Here is an 8,722-nt window from a genome sequence, read left to right as displayed (position 1 = left end):
CTTACCGTCGGCTGGGAATCGCCCCCGAGATACCCCAGATATGGAATAAGCGGTAAATAACGCGACTTGTCGCCTTGGACCGGATCGAAACGTCCCGAGGAGAACCATCCATGACTCGTCCCACCCGCGTAGGCGTCCAGCTGTGGCCGGGCGGCGCGCCCGACTACCGAGCCTGGCGCGCGGCCGTGTTGCACGCCGAGGAGATCGGCGTCGACGTCATCTTCGGCTACGACCACTTCCACGCCCCCGCCTTCGAGGGCATCGTCGACGCCAAGCCCGTCCTGTCGGACGTCCAACCCGACATCCCGAACTTCGAGGGGTGGACTGCGCTGGCCTCGTGGGGCGAGATCACCTCCCGCGCCGAGATCGGCCTCCTGGTGACCGGTATCGGATACCGCAACGCCGACCTGCTCGCCGACATGGCTCGCACCGTCGACCACATCAGCGGCGGTCGCCTGATCCTCGGGCTCGGCGCTGGCTGGTACGAAAAGGACTACACCACATACGGTTACGACTTCGGCACCGTGAAGTCCAGGTTCGACCTGTTCGACGAGAGCTTGGACCGCATCGAGCGACGGCTGGCGCAGCTCGACCCGCCGCCGGTGCGCGACATCCCGGTCCTGATCGGCGGTTCCGGCATCAAGCGCACCCTGCCCGCAGTCGCCAAGCACGCCGACCTCTGGCACAGCTTCCTGCCCGTCGAGAAGTTCCGGCAGGCCAGCGACGTCGTGCGGGAACTGGCCGAGGCCAACGGACGCCGCGACGCCGACATCGAACGCTCGTCGGTCTGGGAGGACGTGGCCGAGGCCGACGCCTACCGGGACGCAGGCGTCAGCCTGTTCACCACCGAGATCCACCCCGACGGCGACGGCTACGACTTCACCACCGTCGAGCAGATGGTGAAGTGGCGCGATGGCTGAGGTATCCGAGACGACCGTCCCGATCCGGCGCGTCACCGTCAGCAGCACCCGCCCTTTCGACGACGTGGTGGCCGACGTCTACGGCGGCCTGGGCCGCGTGCCCGACTTTCACGAGTTCGTCCAACGCTGGAAGACCGCGGGCGGCCGCGACGAATTGGACGCGATGGTGGCCGCGGTGGCCGGCAGTAGTGGGCTGATCGAATTCCTCAGCCTCGATCACGGTGAGGTGCTGAGGACCCGCGCCCCGGAACGTGCGCGCCGTCTGCTGCGGGTCATCGCGGGCAACCCCGTCACGATGAGCAAGATGACCGCGACCGCTCCCGACGCCGGCTCCTACGCCCCGATCACGATCCTGATCGCGGAGCGCGACGACGGCACCACACTGTCCTACGACCGTGTGGAGAGTCTCATCGCGCCGTATCGAAGCGACGAGGCCTCGACCGTTGCGGCGGCCCTCGACGAATCGGTGGTGGCACTGCTGCGGCACGCCGCGGGCTGACGACGTCAGCGAACCGTCAGGAGATCCGCCAGACAGCGCGCATATCGTGGGAAGGCGTGGCACCCCCCGACCGACCAGTGGCCCGCCGCCCAGTGGCCCGCCGGGATGTCGCGGTGGTCTCCGTCGCGGTCGTGCTGGTGGTCGCCGCCTTCGTGGTTCCACGTCTTCATCTCGACGTCGTCACCCCGCTGATCAACGCCACCCCCGAACGGTTCCGCGACTTCGCAGGCACCGCACCGATCTTCGGGTGGTGGAACGTGCACGTCGGATGGGGCACCGTTCCCGCGATCGGGATCGGGGTGGCGGTCGTCCTGGCCGCCCAGACCGTGACGCAGCGACTGCCATGGCGCGCAGTGCCGTTGGCGACGTGGGCGACATCGTGCGCGTGGACGTTCTCACTGGCCATGATCGACGGCTGGGAACGCGGTTTCGCGGGCCGCCTCGCCGCTCGCCACGAGTACCTGCGCCAGGTGCCGACGATCGGTGACATCCCCGAAGCGCTCCGCACCTTCTCCGGCCGGATCCTCGACTTTCAGCCCGACTCGTGGATCACCCACGTCTCGGGACACCCGCCCGGCGCGCTACTGACGTTCGTCTGGCTGGACCGCATCGGCCTCGGGGGCGGCGCCTGGGCGGGGCTGCTGTGCCTCCTGGTCGGCAGCAGCGCCGCTGCCGCAATCGTCGTCGCGGCGCGGGCGCTGTCCGGTGAGGAGCTCGCCCGTCACGTCGCACCGTTCGTCGCGGTTGCGCCGACGGCCATTTGGGTCGCGGTGTCCGCCGACGGCTATTTTGCAGGCGTGGCGGCCTGGGGCCTCGCGCTGCTCGCCATGGCGGCCCGCGGCACCGCACGCCTTCCGATCCTGGCGGGGGCGGCCGCCGGCCTATTACTGGGTTGGGGCATCTTCCTGAACTACGGGCTCGGACTCATCGCCTTGCCCGCCGTTGCAGTCCTGATCGCCGCCAAGGACCTTCGCTCGGCACTTCAGGCACTGATCCCCGCGGTCCTGTTGGCGCTCGCGGTCGTCGGCGTGTTCCTACTCGCAGGCTTCTGGTGGTTCGACGGCTATCACCTCGTGCAGGAACGCTATTGGCAGGGCATCGCACTGGATCGCCCCTTCCAGTATTGGTCGTGGGGGAATCTCGCCGCCGTGGTGTGCGCCGTCGGACTCAGCACGGTGGCCGGGATTGGCAGGGCCTTCGACATCGCGGCGATCAAGCGCCGGTCTGGGCTGCACCTGGTGGTGCTCGGCGCGCTGCTGGCGATCGTCTGCGCCGACCTCAGCATGCTGAGCAAGGCCGAGGTGGAACGCATCTGGTTACCGTTCACGATGTGGTTGGTCGCGGCGGGCGCACTGTTACCACCACGCTCACAGCGCTGGTGGCTGGCCGTCAACGTGCTCGGCGCTCTCCTGCTCAACCACCTGATCCTCACGAACTGGTAGCAAGCGCCCCACCAGGTAGGCGACCGGTACGCACGCCCACACGATGGCGAGGGCGATCGTCAGCCCCAGTGGGTAGTTGCGATCGACGACCGTCGGGTTGGTGGGGTTGGCGCCCGGCCTGGTGTAGACCGGTACCGCGAGCAGCAGCAGCACGACCGTGAACAGGCCCGCCACCGACACCGGCGTCCACCACCTCCCGCGGATGACTCGCCGCCCGGCGACGCCGATCACCGCGCACAGCGGCGCGAAGACGAAGTCGTGCACGATCACTCCGACGCCTGCCCACACGGCAATCCTGATGATCACCTCGAGCGGGTTCGCCCACAGCAGCCACCCGCCATACAGCCCGGCGGCGATGCCTGCCGCACCAAGGAGTCCGCGGCTGATCCTCAGCCCGGTCACCGCGGTCATGATGGCACCACCTCGATCCGCGCCAGCCACTTCGTCTGCAGGACACCGGGTCTCGACGGTGCGATCAGGCGGCACGGGTACCCGTGGTCCACGTCGAGAACCTCACCGTTCAGTTTCAAGGCGATCAACGTCTGACTGTCCCTGGCGTGGCGGGCGGGCAGCGTGGTCCGCGAGTACGGCCCCGGCGGCTCCAGCGAGATCATCCGGACGTCGGAGTTTGGCGAGCCGCCGACGGACGCCAGCAGATCGGCGAGGACGATGCCGGTCCATCGAGCGCTGACACTCCAGCCCTCCACGCACGCGATCGGCAGCTCGTGGGAGGTCTGCGGCATGGCCATCAGATCATCCACCGAGAACGCGCGCGTCACGTCACCATTGGTCACGGTGAGTCGATAGTCCGGCGCCCGCGCTGTCCGCAACACTCGGGCCTGGGCTGCCGATCGGTTGATCGGAACTCCTTGTGGCCCTTCGCCGGAACGGGGTGCGAGCACCGATGCCTTGCGCAGCCACGGGATGGTCTGGCCCGCAGTGACCACGGTCGCGAGGCCGACGGCCGCGCCCGTCCCCCACAGGACCGTCCGCCGCGACGGACCGACGGGTCCAACGGTCGACACGTCGTCGAGGGGTTCGCCCAGTGCGCGCCGGATCACGGGCAGCTTGACCGCGACGTGCACCAGCACCGCACCGAAGGCGACGTAGGCCATCGCGTAGTGACTGGTGGTGAAGAAGAACCCGAACGGATACCACTGCGCGGTGTTGAGCAGGCCGGTACTCAACTGGAACAGCATCGAGGCGACGAGCACCAGAATGGACGCTCGTTCGAGCTGGCGGACGAGACCACCGAAGATCGGACGCTCGAACAGCTTTGGCCACACCGACCACAGCTTGACGACGAGCAGCGGAATCGCCGCGATACCCGAGATGACGTGCAGCCCCTGGGTGACGCGGTAGAGCCAGACGGGCCTGGTCGGCCAGTAGAACCACGGCTGAGGGTGCTGGATGAAGTGGCTGATCAGTCCGGTGGCGAAGCACACGACGATCGCGATGCCGAGGGCCATCCCAACCCTTGCGGTCACGGGGGTACCGCGAAGGGGCGACGGCTTCACGTCAGGCCGCCTCACGTCAGGCCGCAGCCAGGCTGGCCAGCATCCTGTCGCCGATCGGCTTGACGGACGTCACCGCCAGGCCGACGTCGTCGGCAAGCCGCTTGGCGCAATCGATTCCGACCGTCGCCCACCGGAACCACGGGCCAACGGTCGTCGCCGACTCGAGGCGCACCCACCGGTTCTGAACCCCGCTGGTAGCCCCGTCGAACTCGGCGATGCAGTGCCCACCCGCCCTCATCAGCTCGCCGGCTCGCTGCAGAACGCGCCGCGGATCGCCACCTATGCCCACGTTGCCGTCGGCGAGAAGGACGGTCTCCCAACGGCCCACGCCAGGGAGCCGATCGAAGACGTCGCGCCGAAGCGCAGGCGCCCCGCTGCGGCGGGCCAGGTCGACGGCCGTCTGCGACTGGTCGACCCCCAGTGCGGGGATGCCCAACTTGGTCAGGTGGGCCACGAATCGTCCAGGCCCGCAACCCAGATCGATCGTGGGCCCGGTGCAAAGCCCGAGCACCGCCCGGTCGAAGACTCGATCGAGACGACGACCGCCAGGTAGCCAACTGTGCACGGGGAGGCCCTGTATGCGACCGTCGTCGTAGCGGATCCAACATCGTTCGCCCGTCAGGGCCTGGTCATACAGGTTTCCCAGCACCTCATACCTCCACGGCCACGGTGGCACCAACGAACCGACTGTTCGGGAGGCACGCGTTACGGACGGCTTCGACGTCGTCGACGGTGTCGACGTCGGCCAACTCGGCCACCAGGCCCACCTCGATACCAGTGGCACGCAGGGCGGCAAGCGTTACACCCCCCGTGTCCAGCCTCGACATCGGCACCGTGCGCAAGCACTCGGCCAGGTGTGGTCTGGTAACACCGAGGATCCACCAACCCCCGTCGGTCGCCATGCCGAGCACGGCATCGGTCTTCAGCAGCGCCGCCGCGCAGTCCGTGACCAATGCGGCGGTGATCTGCGGGGTGTCCATGCCGATCTGCAGGACAGGAAGTCCACAGGAGGACGACGCGTCGGCGTGGGCGTTGACGAGTCGCTCCGCGAAGTCCGCCCCCCGCTGCTCGACGATCGTGAAGTCGCGCAACCGATTCGAGATCTCGGTCCCGCGACGTGCGGCCGAAAGGTCACCGGTGATGGCGATGACGCGCGCCTGCACCGGCGCTGCCGCCACGGCGTCCAACGTGTCGAGCAGGGCTGCGGCGGCGATGTCGGCGGCGGCGGCGTCACCCAGGGTGACGGCCAACCGGGTCTTGGCCAGACCGGGCACCGGCGCCTTGGCCACGACGAGGACGGCGACAGGTAGCTCCGTCAAGAGATCACCCTCCAAAAGTCGAACATTGCAAGCAAACTGCCGCGGATCGACCCGCTGACCTTCGACTTGCCTCCCGTCCGTGGGCCGTACGCGATGTCCTGTTCAGCGACCACCCAACCTGCGGCGCCCGCCCTGACCAATAGTTCGAGCGGGTAACCGGATCTGCGGTCCTCCACCCCGAGCGCCACGAAGGCGTCGCGGCGAGCAACGCGCATGGGCGCGATGTCGTGCACGTGGACGCCGTGCCGACGGCGCAGCCGCCAGCAAACCGCCGCGTTGCCCATTCGGGCATGCCATGGCCAGGTCACCCCCGGCCGCGGTCGGCGCCGTCCGACCGCCATGTCCACGCCGCGGTCGAGTTCGTCGACGAGCTTGGGAAGTTCACCGGGATCCATCGAGCCGTCACCGTCGAGCACGGCGACGATCGGCGTCGCCGCCGCCGCGATCCCCGCGTGCACGGCCGCGCCGTATCCCGGCCGCGACTCCACGACCACCTGCGCGCCGTGCTCCCGGGCCACCTCGGCAGTGCCGTCGGTGCTGTTGTTGTCGACCACCAACGCCGTGTAGCCCGCGGGCATCGACGCCAGTACCCCCGGGAGCGACTCCGCCTCGTTCATGCACGGCAGCACCACGGTGACTCGGCCCGAATCCATCCCTCACAGGCTATCCAGCAGACCTGCCAGCCAACCCCGGGAACGCTGACGAAACCGTGACGTCGACGCAGGTAACGGCCGTGTCGGGTTGGGGTGGGAGGTTAGGGTCGGATGTTGTGACCCGTGTCTTGATCGCCGACGACGACAATGTCGTCCGTGACGTCGTGCGTCGCTACCTCGAACGCGACGGCCTGGACGTGTCGGTCGCACACGACGGGAACCAGGCCTTGAAACTGCTCGGGACCGAGCACATCGACGTCGCCATCCTCGACGTGATGATGCCGGGACCGGACGGTCTCGCCCTGTGCCGCGTGCTACGCGAACACGGTGGCTACGCGATCCCGGTCATCCTCCTGACGGCCCTCGGTGAGGAGAACGACCGCATTGCCGGGCTCGAGGCCGGCGCCGACGACTACTTGGTCAAGCCGTTCAGCCCCCGCGAACTCGCGCTGCGCGTCCGTTCGGTACTGCGCCGCTCACCGGCCCAGCAGGACGCCCCGCCGGTCGTGGTCACCGTCGGGGACATGACGGTGTCGGCGGCGGCGCGTTCGGCGACGATCAGGGGACAGTCGATCAGCCTGACCAATCGCGAGTTCGACCTGCTCCTGTTCTTCCTGACCCACACCGGCCGGGTCTTCACCCGCGAGGAGCTTCTGAAACAGGTGTGGCAGTGGAACTTCGGAGATCTCTCCACCGTCACCGTGCACGTCAAGAGACTACGGTCGAAGCTTGGCGACGAGCACCGCGTCCAAACGGTGTGGGGGCGCGGTTACATGTGGAGCGAGAGTACGGATGCCGACGACTGAACTCTGGGAGATCGTCGGCATCGCGCTGGCGTGCTCGGTGCCCGTCGTGGTGGCAGGCGCGATCCTGATCCGTCTGGCCCGGTCATGGTCTTTGACGCTGAGCATGGTCGTCCTCGTGCTGATCCCGACCGTCGCCACCTTCACCGGCGTCTTCGGCGCCAGCGGATTCATGCTGTCGCAACGGTTCGAGGGCATCGCCGTCGTGCTCGTCATCGTCTCCGTCGTGACCATCCCCGCCGCGATCATGCTGGCCCGCTATCAGGCTCGCCGCACGGTCTGGGAACAGCAGATCCACGAGGCCGACGAGATCGCCGAACAATCCCGCAGACAGCTCGTCGCGTTCGTCAGCCACGATCTGCGGACGCCGTTGGCGGGAATCCGCGCCGTCGCCGAGGCGATCGCCGACGGCGTCGTCGAGAACGACGAGGTCCGCCTGCACGCCAAGCACATCGAACACGAGACGATCCGTCTCTCCGAGATGGTCGACGACCTGTTCGAGATGTCGAAGATCAACGCGGGAGCCATCCAGCCCGCCTACGACATGGTGGCCCTCGACGAAGTCGTCGACGACGTCGTCGCCGCGCACCGCATCGCCGCCGAGCGGGCCGGCGTGGCGCTGCAGGCCTCCGTACCCGCGACCCCCGTCGGCGTCATCGGCAGCGACCGTGCGCTGGTTCGGGTCCTGTCCAACCTGGTCGCCAACGCCATAGCCCACACCCCGGAGGGTGGCACGGTCGAACTCGCGATCGGCGCCGACGGTCAGGGCGCGTGGGCCCGGGTCGACGACACCGGGGTGGGCATCGACGAGGCCGACCTGGCGCGCGTCTTCGACGTCGCCTACCGCGGATCCAACGGCAGGGTCCCGCGCTCCGATGCCTCGCTACCGAGCGGATCGGGCCTGGGCCTGGCCATCGCCGCAGGCCTGGTGCACGCCCACCACGGCACGGTCTCGGCGTACAACCTGGCCAACGGCGCCCGCTTCGAGGTGCGGTTGCCGTTGGCGGGCGAGGGATGATCCGCCTCAGTCATGCCCTCAGTCGGGGATCGAGTTGCCCAGCCGCTGTGCAGCGCTCAGGTAGTCCTCGATGAATTCGAGCACCACGTCGCGAGCCGGCTTCACCTTGTTCATCAAGCCGACGCCCTGACCGACGAAGTAGGTCGACAACTCCTGCGCGCCGGGATGCCCCTGCTCGGCCAGCACGTCGATGCGACGCAGCACCGGCTCGGACAACATCGACTGCAGCGGCAGCGGTAACGGCTTGCGCCCCTTGGCGTTGGGCAGCCAGGCATCGGTCCAGTCCGAAACCAGCTGGCGCGACGGCTTGCCCGTCCGCCCGGCCGAGCGGACCGTGTCCCGCGACGTTGCCGCCAGCATCTTCTGCTTGGTGTGCGGCGCCGTCTCGGCCTCCTCGGTGGTCAGCCACACCGAACCGGTCCACGCCCCGTCGGCACCCATCGCGACGGCGGCGGCCATCTGCCGACCGGTGACGATGCCGCCGGCCGCCAGCACCGGCACCGCCCCGTCCACCGCCTCCAACACCTCGGGGATCAACACCAGCGTCGACA

General features: G+C 68.4%; 11 protein-coding genes. 5 read left to right on the top strand and 6 right to left on the bottom strand.

Translation table 11 applies throughout. The features are described 5' to 3' along the window. The first annotated feature begins 110 nt into the window (after positions 1-110). The 3 genes from ABW137_RS30980 (at position 111) to ABW137_RS30970 (ending at position 2,861) form a co-directional block, all read left to right on the top strand. Positions 111-920: an LLM class F420-dependent oxidoreductase gene (locus tag ABW137_RS30980; RefSeq protein WP_526405922.1), complete on the top strand. Its 810-nt coding sequence runs from the start codon at positions 111-113 to the stop codon at positions 918-920. Next, the gene (locus tag ABW137_RS30975) at positions 913-1,419 is read left to right on the top strand and encodes a DUF302 domain-containing protein (RefSeq protein ID WP_526405920.1); all 507 of its coding nucleotides are present in this window, start codon (positions 913-915) and stop codon (positions 1,417-1,419) included. Before ABW137_RS30980 ends, ABW137_RS30975 begins: the two co-directional genes overlap by 8 nt. 92 nt (positions 1,420-1,511) lie before the next feature. Next, entirely contained in the window at positions 1,512-2,861 is a 1,350-nt protein-coding gene (locus ABW137_RS30970) for a hypothetical protein (protein ID WP_526405926.1), read from the top strand. On the opposite strand, the gene ABW137_RS30965 is transcribed toward ABW137_RS30970, so the two are convergent. The 5 genes from ABW137_RS30965 to ABW137_RS30945 form a co-directional block, all read right to left on the bottom strand. Continuing rightward, positions 2,787-3,272, bottom strand: a complete 486-nt coding sequence (locus ABW137_RS30965) for a hypothetical protein (protein ID WP_526405919.1) — start codon at positions 3,270-3,272, stop codon at positions 2,787-2,789. The two genes, ABW137_RS30970 and ABW137_RS30965, sit on opposite strands and share 75 nt — an antisense overlap. Further along, positions 3,269-4,330, bottom strand: coding sequence for a molybdopterin-dependent oxidoreductase (locus tag ABW137_RS30960; RefSeq protein ID WP_526405924.1), 1,062 nt, complete (start codon positions 4,328-4,330; stop codon positions 3,269-3,271). The genes ABW137_RS30965 and ABW137_RS30960 overlap by 4 nt, the downstream gene beginning before the upstream one ends. 64 nt (positions 4,331-4,394) lie before the next feature. Further along, positions 4,395-5,027 (bottom strand): methyltransferase domain-containing protein, encoded by a 633-nt coding sequence (locus tag ABW137_RS30955; protein ID WP_526405917.1) that lies wholly within the window; start codon positions 5,025-5,027, stop codon positions 4,395-4,397. A gap of 1 nt (position 5,028) precedes the next feature. Then, a complete protein-coding gene (locus ABW137_RS30950; RefSeq protein WP_526405915.1) occupies positions 5,029-5,697 on the bottom strand; it encodes a TIGR04282 family arsenosugar biosynthesis glycosyltransferase in 669 nt (222 codons plus the stop codon). Continuing rightward, the gene (locus ABW137_RS30945) at positions 5,694-6,350 is read right to left on the bottom strand and encodes a glycosyltransferase family 2 protein (protein WP_526405913.1); all 657 of its coding nucleotides are present in this window, start codon (positions 6,348-6,350) and stop codon (positions 5,694-5,696) included. Before ABW137_RS30945 ends, ABW137_RS30950 begins: the two co-directional genes overlap by 4 nt. Before the next feature lie 116 nt (positions 6,351-6,466). Here ABW137_RS30945 and ABW137_RS30940 point away from each other — a divergent pair, with 116 nt between their 5' ends. Beyond that, positions 6,467-7,156: a response regulator transcription factor gene (locus ABW137_RS30940; RefSeq protein ID WP_526405911.1), complete on the top strand. Its 690-nt coding sequence runs from the start codon at positions 6,467-6,469 to the stop codon at positions 7,154-7,156. Then, on the top strand, positions 7,143-8,171 hold the full coding sequence (locus ABW137_RS30935) for a sensor histidine kinase (protein ID WP_526405909.1): 1,029 nt from the start codon (positions 7,143-7,145) through the stop codon (positions 8,169-8,171). Before ABW137_RS30940 ends, ABW137_RS30935 begins: the two co-directional genes overlap by 14 nt. A gap of 18 nt (positions 8,172-8,189) precedes the next feature. Here ABW137_RS30935 and ABW137_RS30930 read toward each other — a convergent pair. Continuing rightward, the coding region (locus ABW137_RS30930) for an NAD(P)H-dependent flavin oxidoreductase (RefSeq protein WP_526405907.1) at positions 8,190-8,722 on the bottom strand (533 nt) is incomplete at its 5' end.

The organism is Mycobacterium sp., assembly GCF_040509115.1.
GTDB lineage: Bacteria > Actinomycetota > Actinomycetes > Mycobacteriales > Mycobacteriaceae > Mycobacterium.
Note: the sequence above shows the minus strand (reverse complement) of the source record. Positions and strands in the feature narration are given on the sequence as shown.